This is a genomic window from Stenotrophomonas sp. Steno-Z10-BAI, assembly GCF_056393115.1.
Genome location: NZ_JBWJOZ010000002.1, coordinates 568,096 through 590,496 on the forward strand (window position 1 = coordinate 568,096; position 22,401 = coordinate 590,496).

A 22,401-nucleotide genomic window follows, 5' to 3' on the forward strand; every position below is an offset into this window, starting at 1 on the left:
TTGGTATGTTGAACACCCTCAATCCCGGTATTCAAGAGGTCTGGTGTTTCAGTGATAGAGACCCGCCTGCTCCAACAGTTCATTGCCGTGGCCGAGGAGCTGCACTTCAATCGCGCCGCCGAGCGGCTGCACATGGCGCAGCCGCCGCTGAGCCAGGCCATCCGCAAGCTGGAGGCCGCCGTCGGAGCGCCGTTGTTCGAGCGCACCCCTCGCAGCGTCGCGTTGACACCGGCGGGCGCTGCCTTTCTTGAAACCGCGCGCCGTACCGTGCAGTCGCTGGAGGAGGGCGTAGCGCAGACGCGCCGCGTGGCCCAGGGCATGGAGGGCCATCTGACCCTGGCTTTCATCAACATCGCCCCATATGCCTCGTTGCTGCAGGCGCTGCGCCACTTTCGAGAGCGCAACCCGGGCATCGCCTTCACGATGCGGGAGGCCACCACCCAGGAGCAGGTCAACGCCCTGGAGCAGGGAGAGGTGGATATCGGCTTCATGCGGACACCGGGCACCACGACGCCGCACCTGCGCATGCAAAGGCTGCTGAGCGAACGGATCTGCGTCGCGCTGCCGGCCGGTCATCCGCTGGCGGCGAAGGCGCGCATCGACCTGGCATTGCTCAGCAACGAAGCGTTCGTCGCCTCGCCCCGGACACTCGGCAAAGGATTTCATGACCAGCTGATCGGCCTGTGCCAGACAGCCGGGTTCGTGCCCGACATCGTGCAGCACGGCCGGCAGATGCAGACCTTGATTGCATTGGTGGCTGCGGGGTTCGGTATCGCGCTGCTGCCCGCTTCGCTGGCGACGGAAACGCGCGAGGACGTTGTGTTCCGGCCGCTCCAGGTGGATGCGGCCGAGGACGTGTCACGGCTGGACCTGTTCATGGCGTGGAACGAGACCCGGACCTCAGCGATCCGCGACCGGTTGATACAGGCAGTCCTGCAGACCCTTACTCTGCCTTGAGGTGACAGGACGCGCGGCGTCTTGCTGCGGTATGTAAACCGTCCTTCACCCGCACAGGGCGAGGCACTAGGCTTGCGCAGCTCTGCTGTATAGGACCTGCGATGCCTGCTGCTATCTATGTGTTTTCCCTGTGCGCGTTCGCGTTCGGGCTCTCCGAGTTCGTGGTTGCCGGATTGCTGACCACGATTGCCGATGACCTGGGGGCGCGGATATCCCTCGTCGGCACGGCCATTGCCGCCTATGCACTGGGCGCGGCCATCGGCGCACCGTTCATCACCGCCCTGGTCGCGCACTGGCGGGACCGGCAGATCCTGCTGCTGGCCACGGCATTGCTCGGGCTGGGCAGCCTGCTGATGAGCGCCTCGCCCAATCTGATCACACTGCTGGCCATCCGCTTCGTGGTCGGCCTCGGCCACGGGGTCTTCATGGCGGTCGCCTCCGACGCGGCGACCCGGCTCGTGGACCCGCAGCGATCCGGCCGGGCGCTGTCGGTTGTGTGGATCGGGTTGACCCTCGCGCTGGCGTTCGGCGTTCCGATCGGCACGTACCTGGGCAGTCTCTGGTCGTGGCGCGTGGTCTTCCTGCCCATCGGCGTCCTCAGCGTGGTCGGCATGCTGGGCCTGGCGTTGTGCATGCCGAGGGGGGCTGCCCGCTCGGCCTCGTCCCGCGGCGGCGCATGGAAGGGCATCCAGGCCATCATCCATCCCCAGCTGCTGGCGACGGCCGGGATCGGCGCGCTGGTGAGCGTCGCGACGTTCTCGTTCTTCACCTTCGTCTCGCCGTACCTGCAGCAGATCACCGGTGTGGGCGTGCAGTGGCTGAGCCTGGGCATGCTGTTGTTCGGCGTCTGTGCGATCGCAGGCAATCTGCTCGGGGGCGCGCTGGGCGATGCGATGGACGGGGAGCGCAGCCTTCAGGTGGCGCTGGTCGCGTTGGCGTTGAATCTGCTCGGGCTCTACGTGTTCGCCAGCACGCCGGCCATGATGATGCTGCTGATCGGTACGCTGGGCATCTGTTTCTTCTGCATCGTGACCCTGCTGACACTGCGTCTGCTCAAGCAGGCGCAGCGCTTGATTCCCGCCTACAGCCCGGTGGCGGCGGGGTTGAACATCGCCTCCTTCAACCTGGGCACCGCGCTTGGGGGCGCCATGGGCAGCCTTACGATCAGCTATGCAACGTTGGCATCGGTACCGCTGACAGGGGCCGTGGCCGCGGTACTGGCGGGCACCGTGTTGTATCGCCTTGCTCGCCGCAGACACTCATAAGGTGTACTGGCGCGCCCATCCTTGATGTCCGAGAAATGGCGACGAGAGGATTGCAGCTGCCCGGTGGGAATCACCGCTTCTACCAGTTCCAGCGCATGCCCAGCTTGCCGTTCCACGCGGTCTCGTCGCCGTTGAAACTCCAGCTGTAGTCGATATCGGCATACAGGTAGCCGGTCTGGGTGACCTGCCAGGTCCCGCCGATGCCCACTTCGCCCCATGAGCCGCCCATGTCGACGGCGAACGGCACGTAGCCGCTGTTGGTGGCGAACGCGGCGCGGGGCGTGCCCCGGAACTCATGCCACACGTTGGCGCGCAGCCAGGCATTGCTGCTGCGGGCCTCACCCTGCGCGGTCTCGTGCTGCCCGGTGCGATTCAATCGCGCGCCGATGCGCCCCACCAGCGAGTCGCCGTCGCTGAAGTGCACCTGCGCGGTGTGATCATCGAGGTCGTCGACGTCGATCTGCTGCCAGATCACCTGCGCCTGCGGCTCCAGACGCCAACGCCCATCCTCTCCGGAGGACCCGTCGCCCTCGTTGAGGATGAACGGCCAGCCGCCTTCCAGCGACAGCGCCAGCCCATCGGCGTCGACAAAACTGTCGGACGTGCGCGGGGACTGCAGGCGCATGTCATACCACGTGTACTGGGCCACGGCGTCGATATAGGCGCCTTTGGCGGAGAACGCTGTCCAGTAGCCGCCGACCGAGCCGGCCTTGAACCGGTTCGTGCCGGCATGGAAGCGGTAATCCAGGAGGTTGTGCCGCACCTCGCCCTTGCCTTTGCCATAGGCGAGGTAGAAACCGGCATGGCGGCGGCGCAGGTCATCGGCATCCACGCGCCGGTAGAGGTCGGTGCCGATCTGCAACGCATCGAAGCGGTAGTCGAAGTCGGGGCCGCGATCGCCATAGACGCCGCGTCGGCCACCATCATGTTCGCCGTCGTGGCCGAGATAGCGCATCCACGCGCCATTGAATCCACTGCGTCCGGTCTCCAGGTCGCCGCGCTGGTGCAGCAGCTGCTCGTCGCCGACCCGTTCGTGCAGGGTATCGATCAGGGTGCGGCCGTACACCTGGGCCATCGCGGGTGCGGCTGCGATCAGCGACACCTCCTGGCGATAGGCCGGGGGCGGCGCCGGGGTGGGCGGTGTAGGCGGTGTAGGCGGTGTGGGCGGTGTGGGCGGTGGCTCCGGTGGTGGCTGGGGCGGCTCGGGCGGCGGGCTGGGGCAGGCGGGTGCCGGTGCGCCCGGGCTGGCGCAATCGATCACCGAGCGCAGGTACCAGCTGTTCTCCACGTCCGGGCCGGAGAGCGTGGCTGCACCGCCGCGGTACAGGAAATACTCGTAGGGGCCGGCCACGACCGGCGCGGACAACGCAAAATTGTCCGCCGTGCTGGTGGCGTTGATTGTCTGCACCACGCCGATGCCATCGGCCAGCGTAAGGTCGCCCCGGCCGCCACTGTTGCGGATCTCCAATGCGCCGGGGCCGCTGCTGCTGCCGTCCACCACGACCAGCTGATCCGAAGGGGAGGCATCGTCACCCAGCCAGGTGTTCAGCGCGAGCGTGCCATTGCCGCTGTAGCGCGACACGGTCAGGGTTTTGTAGCTGGCCCCTTGGGCGGGATCTCCGCCAGGCACCGCGAACGCGATCCGGCTGCGATCATTGAGCAGCGTGGTGAGCGTGGAGCTGCCGGTCAGATTCCACAGCGTGTCGTGCAGCGCCACATTGGAGAGGCTGCCGGGCAGGGTGATCGCGGCGCCGGTGAGCACGCTGGCGGTCGCGGCGATGCTGGCAATGGTCGGGGTGTCGGCGGCCGGCAACAGCGGCATCTGCATCGGCACCGCCATCGCCATCGCCAAGGGCGCTGCCGGATCATCCGGCGGCAGGTCTGGCGGGAGCACCGGGACCGCCGCATCGAGCCCATCGAAATCGGCGATGGCACCGACCTTCAGCCATAGATCGCGCCCGCCTACCGTCGCGCCGGTCAGGCCGATCTGCGCCGCGCCAATGGCGCCCACGCCGGGGCCGTCCGCCCCGGAGAGCGTGGACTGCGTAACGAAGGCCGACGCGGGGGCGGGATCGCCGCGGACCAGCAACGCCGCCGCGCCGGGACCGGTCGTGGCCAGCGTGGTATCCGCTACGTCCAACCGCCCGCCGTTCCATGCCACCGCAGCGTGGGCCAGCGCACCACGGGTCGTCACGCGGCTGCCGCCGCCCAGCAGCAGGCGCCCATTGTCGGCCCAGGCAATCAGTCCGTGTGCCTGCACGCCGGTGGTGACGATGGTGCTTGCCGTCGCGGTCAGCAGACTGTCGGCATACGCAGCCAGCCCGTAGCCATGCAACCCGCTGGTGGTGACGGTCATGCCGCTCGTACGGATCTGCCCGGCCCCCGCCGCGCGTGCGCCGATGGAATCGGTGCCGCGTGTGGAGACACTCACATTGGCCAGGGTCGCGATCGTATCCACGCCCTGGATGTTGAAGCCTTCGCTGGCGTTGCCCAGCGTGGTGATGCTGCTGCGTGCGCCGTCGGCCTGACCCGTCACCGGAGTGACGTTCATCCAGACCCGGCCGCCGGCCGTGCCCACGTATACCCCATGCCCGGAGATGCCCGAGGGGACGAATCCGGCGGGATCGGTCACCGCATTGCCGCCGGCATCCACCGGCCGCCCAAACGTCGGCAGCGCCAGATCCGTTCCCAGCAGCACGCCCGTGTGGAGGGTGTCGCCGCTGGAGATCAGCGTGCCAGCCGTGCCACCGCTGGCGTTGAGTGTCATCCCGGGGCGGCCGGCATTGATGATGGTGGAGCCGGCGCTGTCGATGGTGCCGCCCGTCGCGTTCAGGCCGATGCCACCCGCGCCACCGCCGCCAATATAGAGATTGCGCGCGGTGATGCGGGTTGCCGCGCCATCGGCACGGATGCCGCCGCCGCCTCCCGAGGTGGTCAGGGTACTGTCGGTCACGTTGATCTGCGCGCCAGCCTGGCCATACACGCCGTTGGCATTGAGATCCGTGGTGCGTGTATCCAGGCGCAGCAACGTGGCCTGCGGTCCGGTGGTGCCGGCCGTGCCCTGGACCAGTACGGCATTGGCATTGATGCCGTGCGTGGTGATCACCGTGTTGGCCGCCTGCAGCCGCGATGTCGCCGAGGCGGCCTGGGCCACGAGTACGCCGGTGCTGTTGTTGCCAAACGTTTCGATGCGCGTGGCGGTGGCCAGCGGCGAGCCGTCGGCGGCCACGTCCAGGCGCAGCGTGCCGCCGCTGGACGACACCTGCGCACCATTTGCGCCGGTGGTGCCGGTGGCCACATAGGCGGCCGGATCGGTCGTGACAGTGCCACCGGCATCCACCGGCAGGCCATAGCTGGCCGCGGAAGGATCCGTACCGAGCTGTACGCCCGTGAGCAGGACATTGCCTTGGCTGAGCACCGTGCCGCCGCTGGCCGCCTGCAGACCAACCGCCGCATTGCCACCGGCAATGCCGGAGGTGTAGATCGCACTGCCGCTGAGCGTGAGCGTGGCTGAGGTCAGCGCATGGGCACCGATGGCGCCGTTGAGCAGCGTTGAGAGGCGCAGCCCGTTTGCCGTGAGCGCGCTGCCACTGCCTTCGGCGCGCAGCGCATTGCCGGTCTGTCCCGCAGCAATGACGATACCCGGCGCACCTGCCAGTGTGACCGTGCTGCCGCCCCCGGCCAGCACGCCGTGCGCATTCTGCCCGGCCACGCGGATGTCCAGCCCATCAACCTGCACCTGGGAGGCGCCAGCGGCCGACAGCCCGTGTGCGGTGGTGCCGGTGGCGTTGATGGTCAGCCCGGACATGATGCCTTGCGCATCAGCGAACACCAGGCCGGTCGCGCCGGTGCCGGTGGTATCGATGGACAGCTGGGATGCCTGGAGGCGCGAACCGGTGGCAAAGCGTCCACCACTGTTGTTGTTGCCTCGGGTGAGGATGTTCACCGCGTGCACGTCGAACTGCGCGCCGCTGGCGCCGAGCAACCCGTGGCTGCCATTGGTTGCACCGGCGCCGGCGCCCAGGATATGGATCGATGTGGTGCCACCCGTGGGAATGCCGGCGCTGTCCACATTCAACCGGACGGTGCCGTCAATGGCACTGATGCCGTGGGCCGCCGTTGCGGCCTTGCCCACGTAAGCGCTGGGATCGGTGAGGAGATTGCCGCTGGCATCCACCGGCAGGCCGTAGGTGGCGGGGTTGCCGGGTTGCGTCCCGAGCAGTATTCCGGTGGCAATGACATCGCCGCTGCCGGCGAAACTGCCGCCCGCTACCTGGAGGCCTTCGCTGTTGGCCAGGGACGTGTAGAAGCGCGTGCCGTTCGAGGTCAGCGTGGTGCCTGCCTCCAGGCGGGCAGCAGGCCCTCCGGCGCCCAGTCGGCTGACGGTGGAGCCAGCCGCCAGGAAGTTGACCGCGCCCGCGTTGGTCGAGCAGACCGTGGCCGTGTTGGCGGCACTGGTGATCAACGCCACCGCGCCGGTAGCGTTGATCACGCCGGCATTGGCGGCATAGAAGGCCGGTGCACCGGCGGTGGTCGGCGCGTACGTGCCGCTTGCGACGGTCTGGACCGTACCGTTCGCACGGACCTGCTGGGCGGGTACGGTGGCCGGCACCGTAATGCAGCTGGCGGCGTCCACGCTCTGCGCCAGTGCGGACCAGGGCGCCGCGGCCGCCAGACCGACCACGAGCAGGCTGCCGCGGATAGATTGCGGTGACACGAACGTACCCGCACACGTCACGCCGGATGCTGCTCGGCGACCAGATCGGGAAGTTTCCACGTTTTATCCATGAATTGTTTTGTCGGTCCATACGCGCGGAACATGACTTCGAAGCCGCGCTGCGGCGCTGTAGGAATCCAGTTGGCGTCCTTGCCCTGGGGGGCGACGGGCCCGAAGTACAGATCCACCGAACCATCCGGATTCCTGGCCAGGTCCGCGATGTTGGAGGCGCGACTGGCGCGCGGCATCTCCCGTATCAGCGCATGCGTCTGCCGGTCGTAGGCAGTTACGGACCAGTACTGTTCCACTGGCACGTTTGCCGGTACGTGCAGGCGATAGGTGCGGCTCCCATCCAGTGCGGCTCCCGTGCTGTCTTTGAGCGCGATCATGTAGAACTGCCCCGCGCCCATGCGTTTGATGCCGATGTAGGCGTAGGTGTAGGCAAGGCCGCGAGCGTCCACGGGATAGGCGTCAGGCTCGGTGAACCCGGCCTGTGCGGATTTGATCAGCAGTGGATATGCGGGCAGCGTCCAGTGGGTGCCCTCATAGAACGCTGGAAACCCCTTGTCATAGGTGGCCGCCAGCCGTTGCTGCGCCTGCTTGATACCGGCTACCAGCGCGGGGCGTATCTCGGGGCTGGGTGCCTGGGGTCTACCTTTCTCGATGCCCAGGCTCCGTAGTTGATCGATCATCAGGCTGTCGCGGGGCAGCCACGGCTCTTCCTGCACGATGCGATCCAGATTCTGGAAGAAGGTCTCGTCGTAGCGGATGGTGGAATCGAAGTCGATGCCGGCCACATCGGTGAACACAGTGGCGGGTGCGTTCGCAGCCTGCGAAAGCGGGTAGACGCGGACCTGCTTTCCATACGACACGGAGCTGGCCACATCCGTATCGGAATGGCTGGTCAGCGTCGAGCGGATCAGTGCATAACTGCCGAACGTGCCCGGCTCCAGCACCTGGAAGCCCGGAGGCACTTTCCCGGTGTGGCCTGGCGGAACAATGACGAAGCGAATGCCTTTGCCTTCATCGATGCCATGCGCACCGGCGTCTTCCAGCGGAACCTGCCAGGCATTGACGATATTGGCGTTGATCGACCCCGCCGGACCTGCTGGCGGGATATCCAGCACCATGGGGCCTTCCTCCTTGGTATCGAGGAAGGCCATGAAATAGATGGTGTCCGGATTGGGCGTGAGCGTCTGGTTGTGCCAGTCGAGAGGACGCCCCCAGTAGATCACCTGGTTCACCTTGCCTGGCGTCTTGTCCAGCATCTGCTGGCGCATCAGGTCGTAGTTGACCGCCGGCATCCCCCAGATCACGGCCTCGGCCGCGCGATGCTCAACCCACTGTGAGGCCGACGGGGTGGGGGGCGCATCTGCAGGCTCGATCGCGCTCGTGGGCGCCGGCGCCGCGACGGTGCCGGGCTCGGGCGCAGTAGGTGTACGGCTGCACGATGCGATGAGCATGCAGATTAGTGCGATGCCGAAAAGCCGGGGCTGCTCACGCATGGTGGATCCTCTGCAAGGGGGGGTGCTCGCCACGGCGCAGCTCAGGCCACCGGTTCAAAGTCCGGGAGCGGCCAGGTGCGGTCGAAGTAGGGCTGCTGCGGCTCGTAAAGCCGGAAGTAGGCGAACCAGTTCCGGCCAGCCACGGTAGGAATCCAGTTCTGTTCGAAGCCGGCAGGCGCGTGCGGCCCGCAGAAGATATCGACCGATCCATCGGCATTCGTCTTCAGCGGCATCCGTGACGAACGGTCGGCAACCTTCGCCTCATTGAGAATGAGCGCGCGGGTATCCACGTCGTACACCGTCACCGACCAGAACAGGCCCACCGGCGGATCCGGCGGCACCCGCAGCCGATATGATCGCCCGCCATCCAGCCATTCGCCGGTGCTGTCACGGTAGGCGCCCAGGTAAGCCGACGAGGGGCCAGGGCGCTTCGGAGCCATGTCCGGCCCGGCGCTGACGGCCTCGTAGAACCAGGCCGCACGCTCGTCGAGCAGGTTCCAGAACGCATCGGGATTGTCGGCATCCAACTGCAGTGCGAAATCCCACCGCACGCCCGGCCGGTACTTCACGTCGGCGAAGCGGCGATCGGCCGTATTGGCCTTGGCCATGGCTTCGCCCACCAGTGCAGCCTCGGTAAGCAGCTGGGCCTGGCGTTCATCCGGCGCAAATGGCGCGCCCCGTTCGAATCCCAGCGGGCGCAGCATCGCCCAGAAGAAGGTATCCCGCTCCTGCGCCGGCTCGCGCTGCAATACCTTGTTGACCAGTGCCCAGTACCCCATGCCACGCGACGGCGTCGCGCTCCACGCTGTATCGCCGGCATCGAATATCGTGGACGCGGGCGGGGCATTGCGCTGGGCGTAGGGATAGACCTTGATCGCGGCAAGGGCGGCGCTCATCTTGGCTGGATCGGTGGTGGTGAGACGAACCCCGATCATGATGTTCATGGTCGGCGATACCCGCACCTCCAGCCCCCCCGTTTCTTCTGGCGTGCCGGCGCCAGGCGCGACCAACAGGTAGCGCCCCGCCTTTTCCGTGCCGGGCAGGCTGCGCTGCCAGGCATCGATGATGCCGCCACGCACGCCATCGGGCATCTCCATGATCAGCGGCCCATCGGACAGATCCGCAAATCCGATGTAGTAGGGCGTGGTGGCGTTGGCGGTCAGGATGCCCTTGCGCGCCTCGTAGGTGAGGAACGCGGCGATCTGCCCATTGCCGGCTCCCAACCCGAGCACACCCTCCTGCCATGCCACGAACGAAGCGGCGGGCAGGGCCCAGAGATACGCTTGGCAGGCGCGCTGGAAATCGCGCGCGTTGAACAGGGTCTCCAGCGTGTCTTCGGTGGGATAGCCGTTGGCGAAATCGTGAGTGAACTGCAGGGTCCCTATGCGGGACTCCACACGCTGAAGCGTGTCACGTTGTGTGGTCATGGGACCTTACCTGCGAGGGCAGCCTGCCGGGACGCGACCTGGTGGCGCCACGCATGGCGGGCACCGGGTGTCACTCGAGTCTGGCAACAGCGCTCTACCCGCTCAACCGCAATACATGCGGGATGAGGGCAGTAAAACTACCGGCACCCGCGGGGCACAGCATCCCGCAGACAGGCGACGCAGCGCTGACATCCGCCCGGGTATAGTGATCCTGACTTCACCGCAAGGATCGAAGCAATGCAGAAGGGCTCGGATCTACTGGTCAAGGCGCTGGAGAACGAAGGCGTCGACCGCATCTTTGGTGTCCCGGGCGAGGAGAATCTGGACTTCCTCGAGTCGCTCCGGACCTCGCATATCGAGCTGGTGCTTACCCGCCACGAGCAGGCGGCCGCGTTCATGGCCGCCACCCACGGCCGGCTCACTGGCAGGCCCGGGGTCTGTCTGGCCACGCTCGGCCCGGGCGCGCTGAATTTCTCCACCGGCGCCGCCTATGCCCACCTCGGCGCGTGGCCGATGATTCTCATCACGGGGCAGAAGCCGGTGATGAGCGCCAAGCAGGCACGGTTCCAGATCGTGGATATCGTGGCCTCGATGAAGCCGCTCACGAAAATGACGCGTCAGATCGTCAGCCCGGCCGCGATTCCGGCCACGGTGCGCGATGCCTTCCGCGTGGCCATGGAAGAGCGCCCCGGGCCAGTGCATCTGGAGCTCCCGGAAGATGTCGCCGGCGAGGAGGTGGAGGATATTCCCGTCATCCCGGCCCATCCACTGGAGCGTCCGATCGCACCGTCTGCCGCGCTCGACCGCGCAGAGGCGGCCATCCTGGCCGCCAAACGGCCGCTGGTGATGATCGGTGCGGCAGGAAGCCGCCCGTGGCTCGCCGAGGCGCTTTCCGCGTTCGTCGCGCGGACCGGCCTGCCGTTCTTCAACACGCAGATGGGCAAGGGCGCCGTCACCGGCGGCTCCAACCTGTACATGGGAACGGCCGCGCTCTCCGAGGGCGACTATGTCCACGAAGCGGTTGCCCGCGCCGATCTGATCATCGCCATCGGCCATGACACGGTCGAAAAGCCACCCTTCCTGATGAAGAGCGGCGGCGGGCCCAAGGTCATCCATATCAGCTTCCAGTCCGCCACGGTGGAGCAGGTGTATCACCCCGATATCGAGGTTCTGGGCGACATCGGTGCCTCGGTGGATGCCCTGGCCGGGCGGCTGGAAGGCCGCTTGGCGACTGACGAAGGCATGATCGAGCTGCGCCAGAAGATCCTGGCCCGCCTCAATGACCGTGCCGAGGAGGACCGCTTCCCGATCACGCCGCAACGGGTCGTGCATGACGTGCGCGAGGCCATGCCGGAGGATGGCATCGTCTGTCTCGACAACGGCATGTACAAGATCTGGTTCGCGCGGAACTACCGCACGCATGTCGCCAATACATTGCTGCTCGACAACGCGCTCGCCACGATGGGCGCTGGGCTGCCGTCGGCCATGATGGCCGCGATGCTGTACCCGAAACGCCGCGTCATGGCCGTGTGCGGTGACGGCGGCTTCATGATGAATTCGCAGGAGATGGAAACCGCCGTGCGGCTGGGACTCAACCTGGTGGTGGTGATCCTCAACGACAGCGCCTACGGCATGATCCGCTGGAAGCAGGCCGTGGATGGCTTCGAGGATTTTGGGATGCGCTTTGGCAATCCGGATTTCGTGAAGTATGCCGAGGCCTATGGCGCCAAAGGGAGCCGGGTGACCGCGGTAAGCGACCTGGTGCCCATGATCGAAGGCGCCTTCGCTGGCGGCGGCGTCCACGTGCTGGATGTGCCGATCGACTATGCCGAGAACACCCGCGTGCTGGTGGATGAGCTGCGCAACCGCGCGCCGGATGTGGGCTGCGCATGATCGCCACTGCTGATCCTTCCCAGAGGAGCTCAAGATGTTGACCGTCTTACAGGCCTTTGACCGCGCGCCCATCGCCGAGATCGGGTTCGACACTGCCGCAGCGCTGGAGCGCAAGCTCGACGCCGCCGAGCGGGTCTTCAAGGACCGCGACGGCTGGCTCGCCCCGCACCAGCGCATCGCCATCCTGCGCAGGCTTGCCGCCCTGATGGACGCCAAGCGCGATCACCTCGCCCTGCAGATTGCACGCGAGGGCGGCAAACCGCTCCCGGATGCGATCATCGAGACCACACGTGCGATTGATGGCGTCCACAACGCGGCCGACGAGCTGCGCAACTTTGCCGGCCGCGAAATCCCGATGGGTCTTTCGGCAGCGTCCGAGGGCCGCTGGGCGTTCACGACCCGGGAGCCCATCGGCATCGTGGCGGCCATCTCGGCGTTCAATCACCCGCTCAACCTGATCGTCCATCAGGTCGCGCCGGCCATCGCGGTGGGTTGTCCGGTCATCATCAAGCCCGCCTCGGCAACGCCGCTGTCCTGCCTGGAATTCGTGGCAATGGTGCATGAGGCCGGGCTGCCCGAACCGTGGTGCCAGAGTTTCCTCCCGGACGGCAACGACCTGGCCGAGGCGCTGGCGACCGACAGACGCATTGCCTTCCTGAGCTTCATCGGTTCGGCGAGGGTAGGGTGGTCGCTGCACGCCAAGCTGGCACATGGCGCACGTTCGGCGCTGGAACATGGCGGGGCTGCGCCCGCCCTCGTCGATCGCAGCGCTGACCTGGCCAGGATCATCGAGCCGATCGTCAAGGGCGGCTACTACCATGCCGGCCAGGTCTGCGTGTCCACACAGCGCATCTTCGTCCACAACGACATTGCCGACGACTTCACCCAGGCCCTCGTCGCCCGGGTCGAGCAGCTGCGTACCGGCGACCCCACCCTGAAGGACACCGAGGTGGGCCCGCTGATCCAGCCGCGCGAGGCCGACCGCGTGGCCGAGTGGATTGATGAGGCCGTTCGTGGCGGCGCGCAGCTTGCCACCGGCGGCAAGCGCCTCTCCGAGACGATGTTGCAGCCCACCGTATTGCTCGATCCAGCCAGCGACGCTCGGGTAACCACGCTGGAAGTGTTCGGGCCGGTGGTGGCGGTGTATCGCTTCGCGGACCTCGACGAGGCGATTGCTCGCGCCAACGACTTGCCCACCGCCTTCCAGGCCAGCGTGTTCGCGCAGGATATCGATATCGCCATGCGCGCTGCCAACCGCTTGGATGCCTCGGCCGTGATGATCAATGATCCGACTGCATTCCGCACGGACTGGATGCCTTTCGCCGGCCGCCGCGAATCGGGTTATGGCACGGGCGGGATTCCGTACACGATGCGGGACATGTCGCAGGAAAAGATGATTCTTATGCGGAGGAGCTGAGTACTTCCTGATGCCTGACACCTGTCACTTGTGATGGGTCGGTGCAAAGCGAGAATGGACCCATTCCCGCGCGGCGTTGCATCGCCGGCACCCACCCACATCAAGGACGTCCTGTGAACATGCTGCTGAGCCTCATCTCGAGTACCCCTGTGTGGGTCTGGGCGCTTCTGGTCTTTCTGGTCACCCGTGGCGTCAGCGCCATGAAACCCGGTGAAACCTCGCTCACGAAGCTGGCGATCGTGCCGGTCCTCTTCACCGCTTGGGGAGTCTGGTCGCTGGGCCACCGCTTCGGTAGCTCCTGGGAGGCGTGGGCGGAATGGCTGGTCGGCATCGGTGCGGGCATGGGCCTTGGGTGGATGCTGCTGCGACGGGCAACGCTCACCGTCAACATGTCCACGGGGAGGTTGTGGCGGCGTGCGGACTACAGCCTGCTGCCGCTGCTGCTGCTCACGTTTGTGGTGAAGTACGGCTTCGAGGTCGCACTCTCCGTTTCCCCTTCGCTCACCTTCGATGTCGGCTTCCGCGCCGCCTATCTGTTGCTGTCGGGCGGATTCACCGGCGTCTTCATCGGGAAGTACCTGCGATACCTGCGTGCCTCGCGGCTTGCCACGCCGCCCTCGGCGCTGGAAGCGGCGGGCTGAGGCCACCTGGGGTATGCCCCGGCTCTGTGATGCCGACGTCGATCTGGCGAGAGGCTTGGTGTCTGCCCCCGATGGCGGCACACTGCTTCTGGACGTGGCATATCGCCACCAGGCAGGAGAGGTATGCGTGACGGATGCTGCAAAAGAAGCGCTGGCGATGCGTCGCGCCAGTGTGGCCGATGCGCCCGCTGTACTGCGCTTGTTCGATGAGGTGATTGCCTGGTTCGTGGCCATCGGCAACCCGCAGCAGTGGGGTAGCCAAGCGTGGTCATCGATTCCGCGCCGTATCACCCAGGTGACCGACGCCTGCGCGCTCCCGGGTGCGTGGGTGGCTGAAACCTCACAGGGCGAGGTGCGTGCGTTCCTGGCGTTGGGGGACGCCATGCCTTACGTGCCCGCGGCGGTCGAGCCAGAGCTCTACGTGCGCGTGCTGATTGCTTCGCGCGATCCGCGCGTGCGCGGTATCGGCCGCCGGCTGATGGCGTTCGCCGACGAGCAGGCACGTGCCGCGGGTGTCGCTTACGTGCGCGTGGATTGCTATGCCGGGGGCAGTGGCGACCTGGTGCGTTTTTACGAATCGTGCGGATACGAGCGGCTGTCGACCTTCAACATGGAAGGTTGGCCGGGCCAGGTGCTTGGCCGCCGCTTGTGAGGCAGCCGCTGGCTAAAGGGCCAGCAAAGGCCTCGAGACAGACGCCCGTGTGACCAGCTGGTGGGGCAGCACATGGTCCACGGTCGCGCGCGCCGAGGACGCGGGATGCCGGATCGCGCGCAGCAGGATATCGACGGCGGTGTCCGCCATCTCGGCCACCGGCTGATGGAGGGTGGTCAGTTCCGGCCACACCATCGTCGCCGCGGAGGTGTCGTCGAAACCCACCACCGAAAGATCCCCTGGCACCTCCAACCCGCGGCGATGCGCTACGGAAACCACGGCCGACGCCATGTCATCGTTGCTGGCGAAGATCGCGCTGGGCGGCTGGGGCAGCGTCAACAACCGTTCGGCCGCCTCCAGCCCGGAGCGGTAGGTGAAATACCCCGGCTGGACGAGGGTGTCGTCGTAGCCGATGCCGGCGTCAGCCAAGGCGTCCCGGTAGCCCTGCCAGCGGTGCGCGCTGGCGGTCTGATTCGGATCGCCGGTGATGTAGCCAATGCGGGCATGCCCGTAAGCGATCAGATGCGACACCATGTCGTGGCTTGCCTGGCGATCATCAATGCGCACGCACGAGAGCCTGTCGCTGAACTGGCTGGATGCGATGGCGACGACGGGAATGCCGGCGGTCACGAAGGTGTCGACGATGTCCTGTGATTCGCACAGCGGCGGCGGAAGAATCACGCCCGCCACGCTGTTGGACAATTGCCGTGCTGCCTCGCGACGTTGCTGGGTGCCCAGTTCATCCCAGGTGGCGATCACCAGCTGTGCCGCTGCCCGGGTGGAGCCGCGCAGTGCGCCCACCAGCAGTTCGCGCAGGTAGCTGGAGCTGGGGTTGGTATAGATCAGTGCGATGCAGGTGTGCTGCGCCGCGGCCAGTGTGCTCGCCGCAAGATTGGGGCGGTAGTCCAGTGCCAGCACGCTGCGCATGACGCGCTCGCGGTTACCGTCACGCACGCCCGCATGGCCATTGATGACGCGCGACACCGTCATGGCGGACACGCCGGCGTGCGCTGCGACGTCGTCGATGGTGATGGCGCTGGCTTTCCGACGCACGACTTTCTGGCTGTTTTTCAGGACACACGCTCCTTTGCTGCGCTGCATGATGACAAGCGCGACCCCGGATGATTAGTCTGCGGCCGTGACGTGATGGTAGCGCTACCACTTGGCCGGGGTAAGGGCCAACGGGTACCCCCCCTTTACCACGCGGCTGTTCTGGCAAGCCTGAAAGCGAGTGTGAGTCGCAGCAAGCGCACAGCGCGCTGCGATGTTCGGTGTGGAAGACGGGCATCGCCCGTACGTGCCCCCAGGAGGGGCGGTACATCCATTCGATCGTTATGTCAGAGGGGAGAGTCATGAGCGCTTCTACGTTCCGTCGTACCCAAGGCCGGGGGGCTCGTTCATGAGCCGCACGCTGGCGAAGTTCACCTCCAGGGCCATGTTCACGTTTGTCGGTGGCGTCCTGGTCATCAATCCTGCATTTGCACAGGACGCGCCAACGCCGGCGGCCGTCGCCCAGCCGCAGGCCCAGCCCAGCCCGACCCAGCTGGACACCGTGCAGGTCACCGGCATCCGCAACAGCCTCAGCCAGGCGATGGACATCAAACGCGACTCGGCCGGCGTGGTGGATGCCATCAGTGCCGAGGATATCGGCAAGTTCCCGGATACCAACCTGGCCGAATCGCTGCAACGCATCAGCGGCATCTCCATCGAACGTCGTGATGGTGAAGGTGCACAGGTCACCGCGCGTGGCTTTGGCCCGCAGTTCAACATGGTCACGCTCAACGGGCGGCAGATGCCGGGCGCGGATGCGTTCGGCGCGTCCGGGCAGGTCGCCATCGGCGGCGTGGACGGAGGTACCCGTGCCTTCAACTTCGCCCAGCTGGCCGCCGAATCCATCAATGGCATCGAGGTCTACAAGACCAGCCAGGCCAATGTCCCCAGCGGTGGGATCGGCGCCACCATCAACATCCTGACCGGACGCCCGTTCGATCATGACGGCACCGTCGCCAGTGCCGGTGCGAAGGTCGTCTCCGACCAGAGCCAGCCGTTCGACAACGACCTGACGCCCGAACTGTCCGGCATTTTCAGCTACAGCAACCCGGAAAAGACCTTCGGCGTCGGCGTGAGTGCGAGCTACCAGAAGCGCAAGGGTGGCTCGGTGCAGGCCACCAACAACTACTGGAACATCCAGCCGTGGACCGGCACGATGCCCGGCAACCCGACCGTGGTCAATGCCCCGGCGGTGGGCGCACTGTACGGTCGCCCGAACGACCTTCGCTATGCGTTCTCCGAGTTCGAGCGTGAGCGCATCAATGGTCAGGCGATGCTGCAGTTCGCACCGACCGACGCGGTGACCCTGACCCTGGACTACACCTATTCGACCAACGAGATCACCGAGAATCGTGGCGAACAGGGCATGTGGTTGCAGAACAGCAACTACACCGATGTCACGTTCGACACCAGCGGTGCGGTCGCGACGCCGGTCTATATCCGTGAAATCGCGGGCACCAAGGATTTCGGGCTTGAGCAGCAGCGCAGCATGCAGAAATACAAGCTGGGATCGCTCGGTTTCAACGCCCTGTGGAACGTCACCGACCGGTTCAAGCTGACCTTCGACGCGCACGATTCCAAGAACGAAAGCCGGCCGAACGATCCGCTCACCGGGGGCGGCTCCATCTTCAGCAGCATCGCCGGCACCAACAACTGCACCACCGGGCCGCATTGCGGTGGGTCGTGGGTGCAGGAAATGAACTTCAACAACGGCTTGCCGGTGGGCACCCAGGTCTGGTACCCGAGCACGGCCGATGCCATCGCCAAAGCCAATGGCGTGGTCAACCCGGGCTTCGTGCCGGGCGAGATCGGCTCGCAGGTGCTGCGCATCAATTCGCAGACCCAGGTCAGCGAGATCAAGCAGGGGCGCATCGACGGTGAGTGGAGCTTCGACAAGGGGCGCTTCCAGTTTGGCGTGGACTCGAGCAAGCAGACCACCCACCGCATCCAGGCCGCGGAAAACTACAGCACGCTGGGCGACTGGGGCGTGGCCAACGTCGACGGGGATGTGGCCAATGGGCTGATGGACCTGCTGCAGCCGGTCAACATCGTCGGGTTGTTCAACGACTTCAATGCCAACAGCTTCACCGCCTGGCGCGGCGATGCGGGCCGCCTCGCGCAATGGGCGGCGGACAACTATGGCGCCAGTCTTGGCGTGAGCCCGCAGCGGGCCGCCGACAACCTGGTGGAGGAGAAGACGAAATCGGCCTATTTCCAGGTCGAGCTGGATGGCGAGCTGGGCGGCCTGCGCACCAATACCCGCCTGGGCGTGCGCTATGAAACCACCGATGTGGTGTCCACGTCGGTCATCGCCATCCCGGAGGCCATCGAGTGGCAGTCCAACAACGACTTCCGCGTGGTGCTGTCCGATGAGCAACAGCCGTTCACCGAGAAGAACAGCTACAGCTACATCCTGCCCAACCTCGATTTCAGCATCGACCTCATGGACAACCTGAAGGGGCGTGTCTCGTTCGGCAAGAGCATCGCGCGCGCGCCGATCGGCAACCTCTATGCAGGCCCGACCGCACAGCAGCCGTTTGGCTCGGTGCTCATCGATCCGTCTTCGCGGGCCAGCGGCACCGCACAGAACCCGCAGCTGAAGCCGCTGGAGTCCGACAACCTCGACCTGGCACTGGAGTGGTACTTCGCCGATGCGAGCTACGTGTCGTTGACCTACTGGAACAAGTCCGTCAACAACTTCATCGGCAACACGATCGTGCAGGAGAATCTGTATGGGCTGAGGGATCCCACCGCCGGTCCGGATGCGCAAGCCGCGTTGGCCTTCCTCAACAGCGGCGCCTGCATCACCCAGGTCGGTGCGGCCAATGCGGCGGCCTGCTCGGCCAACGATACGGCCCTGTTCACCGCGCTGGCCCTGTTGCGCAACAACCCGGCCGGCCTGGGCGCCTATAACGGAACCGACGCGCAGGTGCTGGCCACCGAAGCGGCCTACGATCTGTACGGGGAGGGTGATGACCCGCTCTATGCGTTCAACGTCAACCGACCCATCAACCAGAACCAGGCCAAGCTGCATGGCTGGGAGCTGGGTGGCCAGTACTTCTTCGGCGATACCGGCTTTGGCGTCCTCGCCAACTACACCCTCGTGAACGGCGATGTCGGCTACAACAACGGGGGCGACCCGGCCATCGACCAGTTCGCCTTGACCGGCCTCAGTGACACCGCAAACGCCGTGCTAATGTACGAAAAATACGGTTGGTCGGTCCGCTTGGCGTGGAACTGGCGTGACCAGTATCTGATTCTGGCCAACCAGGGGGCCAGCCGGAATCCGTACTACGTGGAGGCGTACGAACAGTGGGATCTCAGCGTGAACTACACGCTGGACGATCACTGGTCGTTCGGCCTGGAAGCGATCAACCTGACCGGTGAGGACGTCCGTTGGCGCTCGCGCACCTCGCAGATGATCGTGAAGCTGGCTGACCAGAGCCCGCGTTACATGCTCGGCGTTCGTTACAGGTTCTGACGTGTGGGGGTGCCGCTGCCCTGGCAGCGGCACCCGTTCAAGGGTCCTGATGGGGTGGGAAGAACACCATGCCGCGTTACGAAATGCTCAACAACATCGCCCACCGCGATCTGCGCGTGGCCACCGATTTCGGGCCCGCGTTCGGCGATGCGGTCGGCATGGTGCCGGCCTACCCGAGCGAGTTCGCCGAACTGCAGCGGGAATATCCCATTTTCCTTCGCAAGGACGCCGCCACGGGCCAGTGGCAGTCCGTGGTCCTGCTCGGGTTCGAGCAGCACGAGAATCTTTACCTGCAGGACGGCCGATGGAATGCGTCCTACCTGCCCGGGGCGGCGGCCAAGGGGCCGTTCCTGATCGGCTTCCAGGAGAACCAGATCGATGGCACGCTCACCCAGGAAGCGGTGCTGCACGTGGATCTGGATCACCCGCGCGTGACGGCGATGCAGGGCGAGCCGGTATTCCTGCCGCAGGGGGGCAACACACCTTATCTGGACCACATCGCAGGCGTGCTGCGTGGTATCCACGAGGGACACGCCTTCGGGGCGGCGATGTTTGCCGAGCTGGATGCGAAAGACCTCATTCAACCGATCACGCTCGACGTGCAGATTGCCCAGGAGCATCGGGTCGGTGTCAACGGCCTGCACGCCATCGACCGTGACCGGCTTGCCCAGCTGGACGGTCCGGCGCTGGCCGAACTCAATCGCGCCGGCTACCTGGAAGGTGCGTACCTGATGCTGGCGTCGCTGCACAACATGCGTCGCCTGATCGCAGAGAAACAGAAACGTCTGCGTCTGCAGGATGCCGCCGCGGCGGCGGGCAGGAACTGACCGGTGCTGGACGTCACTGCCATGCGGACACTGGAAGGCCTCGCGCCTGGCGCGCTTCCGCTGGAGGCGCTGGTGGATGCCGGCGAGCCGGTGGTGCTGCGCGGCATCGCGCGCGACTGGCCGATGGTGCAGGCAGGATTGCGCTCCACGCAGGCGGCACTGGGCTATCTGCGCGGCTTCGAGGCAGGTGTGCCGGTCACGTATTCCTTCGGCGGGCCGGAGATCGAGGGGCGCCCGTTCTATAACGAGGATTTCACCCGGTTGAACGTCGAGGTCCGGCGTGGATTGTTGACGCAGGTGCTGGACGACATTGAAGCCACCCTCGAGGCACCGCGGCCGCCCACCTACTATGTCGCCTCCCTGCTGATCGAGCGGGCACTGCCGGGCTTCGCGCAGCACAACGATGCCGGCCTGGCCGGGCAGGGCATCGACGCTTCAGCGAGCATCTGGATCGGCAACCGGGTAACCGCTTCCTGCCATTTCGACACGCCCGACAACCTGGCGTGCTGCGCCGTGGGCCGGCGCCGGTTCACGTTGTTTCCGCCGGAGCAGATCGACAACCTGTACCCGGGCCCGCTGGACCCCACGCCGGGGGGGCAGGTGGTCAGCGTGGTGGATATCGACCGCCCGGACTTCGCGCGCCACCCCCGGTTCCGTGATGCATTGGCAAGCGCACAGACCGCCGTGCTGGAACCGGGTGATGCGATCTTCATTCCGAGCCTGTGGTGGCACCACGTGCGCAGCCTCGCCCCGTTCAATGTGCTGGTGAACTACTGGTGGCGCAGTTCGCCGGCCTTCCTGTCCTCGCCGCTGCCGGCACTCCATCACGCGATGTGGGCGGTGCGCGATCTGCCCCCGCGCGAGAAGCAGGCCTGGGCAACGATCTTCGAGTACTACGTCTTCGGCCCGGGTGAGCGTGCAGGGCAACACCTGCCCGACGCCGCCCGGGGCGCGCTGGCACCGTTCGACGAGACGCAGGCGCGCCACATGCGCGCGCAGCTGCTGGCTCGACTCAACCGCTGATGGGAGCACCGCATTGAACGTGGCGAACACAACGCAGGGACGGATCCGCAAGATCGTCATCGCCGGTGGCGGCACCGCTGGCTGGCTGGCCGGCTGTGCGCTGGCGCACCAGTTCCGCGACCAGCTGGACATCACCCTGGTGGAGTCCGAGCAGATCGGTACGGTGGGTGTCGGCGAGTCGACCGTGCCCCCCATCCGCACGTTCCACCGTTTTCTGCAGATCGATGAGCAGGAGTTCCTGCAGGCCGTCGCCGGCACGTTCAAGCTCTCGATCTCGTTCGAGAACTGGCGTCGCCCCGGGGAGCGTTTCATCCATCCGTTCGGCACGATCGGGCAGGGGACCTGGGCCACGCCGTTCCACCATTTCTGGCTGGACAGCCTGCGCCGCGGGATGCCATCGGACCTGGGCGATTTCTGTCTGGAAAGCGCGGCCTCGCGGCAAGACCGGTTCTCGCTGCAGACCCAGCCCCAGGTCAACTACGCCTATCACTTCGACGCCGGGCTCTACGCGAAATTCCTGCGCCGCAAAGCCGAAGGCCACGGGCTGCGACGGGTGGAAGGCAAGATCCGCGAGGTCCGCCAACATGCCCACGACGGCGCCGTTCAATCGCTGGTGCTGGAAGACGGACAGGTCATCGAGGGCGACCTGTTCATCGACTGCACGGGCTTCCGCGGCCTGTTGACCGAGCAGACCCTGCATACCGGCTATGAGGACTGGCACGAATGGTTGCCCAGTGATCGTGCCGTTGCGGTGCAGACCGCGTCGGTCGGATCGCCGGTTCCGTACACCCGCGCCATCGCACACGAAGCCGGGTGGCGGTGGCACATCGCGCTTCAGCACCGGGTCGGCTGCGGGCTGGTGTTCTCCAGCCGCCACATGTCCGATGACGAGGCGCACGCCAAGCTGCTGCGCGACGTTGACGGCCCGCCCCTGCGCGACCCCTGGCTGGTGCCGTTCCGCAGCGGAAGGCGGTTGAAGGCCTGGAACAAGAACGTGGTGGCACTCGGGCTTGCCAGTGGTTTCATCGAGCCGCTGGAATCGACCAGCATCCACCTGACCATCAGCGCGGTGGTACGCCTGATCCAGCTGTTCCCGTCCGACGGCATCAGCCCGGCGCTGGTGGACTTGTACAACGAGGTCAGCCGGCAGGAGATGGAGCACGTGCGCGACTTCATCATCCTGCACTACCACGCCAACCAGCGCGACGAGCCGATGTGGAAGGCCTGTCGTGAGATGGAACTGCCCGAATCGCTTGCGGTCCGGCTGCGTGCCTGGCGCGAACGTGCGCATGCCTGGCAGGACCCCGGCGAGCTGTTCCGGGTCGACTCCTGGACGAGCGTGCTGATGGGGCAGGGGATCCAGCCGGGACCTGCGCATCCGCTTGCAGCCGCCATCGGGGACGCGGACCTGCGCACGCTGTTGATGCGGATCCGCCAGCCGGTGGAGCAGGCGCTCGCGACGATGCCGTCGCAGGCAGCGTTCATCGAACGCTACTGCAAAGCGGCGCAGGACGTATGGCCGCGGGCCTCCGCCTTGGCATAGCAC

Annotated in this window: 14 protein-coding genes; 10 read left to right on the plus strand and 4 right to left on the minus strand. The window is 66.1% G+C overall.

What is annotated here, in order from left to right; all coding sequences use genetic code 11:
* Window positions 1-51: 51 nt before the first annotated feature.
* Window positions 52-957 (plus strand): LysR substrate-binding domain-containing protein, encoded by a 906-nt coding sequence (locus tag AC06E9_RS07435; RefSeq protein ID WP_152153163.1) that lies wholly within the window; start codon window positions 52-54, stop codon window positions 955-957.
* A gap of 101 nt (window positions 958-1,058) precedes the next feature.
* Window positions 1,059-2,222, plus strand: a complete 1,164-nt coding sequence (locus AC06E9_RS07440; protein WP_478055799.1) for an MFS transporter — start codon at window positions 1,059-1,061, stop codon at window positions 2,220-2,222.
* A 79-nt stretch (window positions 2,223-2,301) separates the two neighbouring features.
* Here AC06E9_RS07440 and AC06E9_RS07445 read toward each other — a convergent pair whose 3' ends face one another.
* The 3 genes from AC06E9_RS07445 to AC06E9_RS07455 are packed head-to-tail and all read right to left on the minus strand — an operon-like array spanning window position 2,302 to window position 9,871.
* The gene (locus AC06E9_RS07445) at window positions 2,302-6,939 is read right to left on the minus strand and encodes an autotransporter outer membrane beta-barrel domain-containing protein (protein WP_478055800.1); all 4,638 of its coding nucleotides are present in this window, start codon (window positions 6,937-6,939) and stop codon (window positions 2,302-2,304) included.
* 17 nt (window positions 6,940-6,956) lie between these two features.
* Window positions 6,957-8,444 carry a DUF1254 domain-containing protein gene (locus tag AC06E9_RS07450; RefSeq protein ID WP_478055801.1) on the minus strand — a complete coding sequence of 496 codons (1,488 nt, stop codon included), beginning with the start codon at window positions 8,442-8,444 and terminating at the stop codon, window positions 6,957-6,959.
* 41 nt (window positions 8,445-8,485) lie between these two features.
* Window positions 8,486-9,871: a DUF1254 domain-containing protein gene (locus AC06E9_RS07455; RefSeq protein WP_478055802.1), complete on the minus strand. Its 1,386-nt coding sequence runs from the start codon at window positions 9,869-9,871 to the stop codon at window positions 8,486-8,488.
* A 237-nt stretch (window positions 9,872-10,108) separates the two neighbouring features.
* On the opposite strand from AC06E9_RS07455, the gene AC06E9_RS07460 reads away from it, so the two are divergent.
* From AC06E9_RS07460 to AC06E9_RS07475, 4 genes are all read left to right on the plus strand, one after another.
* Entirely contained in the window at window positions 10,109-11,764 is a 1,656-nt protein-coding gene (locus tag AC06E9_RS07460) for an acetolactate synthase large subunit (RefSeq protein WP_478055803.1), read from the plus strand.
* 34 nt (window positions 11,765-11,798) lie between these two features.
* Window positions 11,799-13,181 carry an aldehyde dehydrogenase family protein gene (locus AC06E9_RS07465; protein WP_478055804.1) on the plus strand — a complete coding sequence of 461 codons (1,383 nt, stop codon included), beginning with the start codon at window positions 11,799-11,801 and terminating at the stop codon, window positions 13,179-13,181.
* A 119-nt stretch (window positions 13,182-13,300) separates the two neighbouring features.
* Window positions 13,301-13,822 carry a DUF6622 family protein gene (locus AC06E9_RS07470; protein ID WP_121036846.1) on the plus strand — a complete coding sequence of 174 codons (522 nt, stop codon included), beginning with the start codon at window positions 13,301-13,303 and terminating at the stop codon, window positions 13,820-13,822.
* Between the two features lie 127 nt (window positions 13,823-13,949).
* Window positions 13,950-14,474: a GNAT family N-acetyltransferase gene (locus AC06E9_RS07475; protein ID WP_478055805.1), complete on the plus strand. Its 525-nt coding sequence runs from the start codon at window positions 13,950-13,952 to the stop codon at window positions 14,472-14,474.
* Window positions 14,475-14,486: 12 nt separating this feature from the next.
* Here AC06E9_RS07475 and AC06E9_RS07480 read toward each other — a convergent pair whose 3' ends face one another.
* Window positions 14,487-15,548: a LacI family DNA-binding transcriptional regulator gene (locus tag AC06E9_RS07480; RefSeq protein WP_478055920.1), complete on the minus strand. Its 1,062-nt coding sequence runs from the start codon at window positions 15,546-15,548 to the stop codon at window positions 14,487-14,489.
* A 325-nt stretch (window positions 15,549-15,873) separates the two neighbouring features.
* Between AC06E9_RS07480 and AC06E9_RS07485 the strand changes: the two genes are divergently transcribed.
* From AC06E9_RS07485 to AC06E9_RS07500, 4 genes are all read left to right on the plus strand, one after another.
* Complete coding sequence (locus AC06E9_RS07485; RefSeq protein WP_478055806.1) at window positions 15,874-19,005, plus strand: TonB-dependent receptor; 3,132 nt, start codon at window positions 15,874-15,876, stop codon at window positions 19,003-19,005.
* A 68-nt stretch (window positions 19,006-19,073) separates the two neighbouring features.
* The gene (locus AC06E9_RS07490; protein ID WP_478055807.1) at window positions 19,074-19,832 is read left to right on the plus strand and encodes a SapC family protein; all 759 of its coding nucleotides are present in this window, start codon (window positions 19,074-19,076) and stop codon (window positions 19,830-19,832) included.
* Window positions 19,833-19,853: 21 nt separating this feature from the next.
* The gene (locus tag AC06E9_RS07495; protein ID WP_478055921.1) at window positions 19,854-20,855 is read left to right on the plus strand and encodes a cupin-like domain-containing protein; all 1,002 of its coding nucleotides are present in this window, start codon (window positions 19,854-19,856) and stop codon (window positions 20,853-20,855) included.
* Between the two features lie 13 nt (window positions 20,856-20,868).
* The gene (locus AC06E9_RS07500; RefSeq protein ID WP_478049565.1) at window positions 20,869-22,398 is read left to right on the plus strand and encodes a tryptophan halogenase family protein; all 1,530 of its coding nucleotides are present in this window, start codon (window positions 20,869-20,871) and stop codon (window positions 22,396-22,398) included.
* The last annotated feature ends 3 nt before the right edge of the window (window positions 22,399-22,401 follow it).